A 686-nucleotide genomic window follows, 5' to 3' on the forward strand; every position below is an offset into this window, starting at 1 on the left:
GGATGCACCCTTCTTATGTGCCATGTTCTTGACCCTCCTCGGGTGAAATCAGCTCTGAAGCTCTAGCTACTTGATGCCGGTGACCTTGAGGACCGTCAGCTTCTGCCTGTGGCCCTGACGCTTGTGGTAGCCGGTCTTGTTCTTGAACTTGTGGATCCGGATCTTCGGGCCCTTGGTGTGCTCGACGACCTCACCCGTGACCGAGATCTTGGCCAGCTTGTCGGCGTCGGTCGTCAGATCGGATCCGTCGACGACGAGAACGGGAGCAAGCGAGACAGCAGTGCCGGGCTCACCCTCGATCTTCTCGACCTTGACGAGGTCACCAACAGCGACCTTGTACTGCTTTCCGCCGGTCTTGACGATCGCGTACGTTGCCATCGGAGGGCTACCCCTTGCTTCTTCGAACTTGCTCGCGCCACAGTGTGCGCGACTGGTCTGGTGTGACGGCTAGCTCGGTCGAGATCGCGCAGCCTTCACAAGCGAGGGCACAGCTGACCTTCATCGCCGAGTAGCGACTGGTCAAGGTTACAGGAAGGCAACCGTTCCGTACAAACCGGCGCCGATTGCCTTCCCGCGCTCCCTCGTCAGTTGTCGGCGTCCACCGGCGGGCCGGCGGGACGTGCCGCCGCCCGGCGACGACGCGGCCTGCGCGGCGCTGCCTGCGAATCCGCGCCGTCGGGCGAGGA

General features: G+C 63.0%; 1 protein-coding gene. It reads right to left on the reverse strand.

What is annotated here, in order from left to right; genetic code table 11:
* Positions 1-66 precede the first annotated feature (66 nt).
* A complete protein-coding gene (gene rplU / locus AC1D1G_RS45760) occupies positions 67-378 on the reverse strand; it encodes a 50S ribosomal protein L21 (RefSeq protein WP_005248081.1) in 312 nt (103 codons plus the stop codon).
* Positions 379-686 lie beyond the last annotated feature (308 nt).

Source organism: Rhodococcus sp. P3_B8 (genome assembly GCF_056402775.1).

Bases quoted from the DNA above. Each gene is read 5' to 3' on its own strand.
- rplU (WP_005248081.1), bottom strand. From the start codon at position 378: ATGGCAACGTACGCGATCGTCAAGACCGGCGGAAAGCAGTACAAGGTC.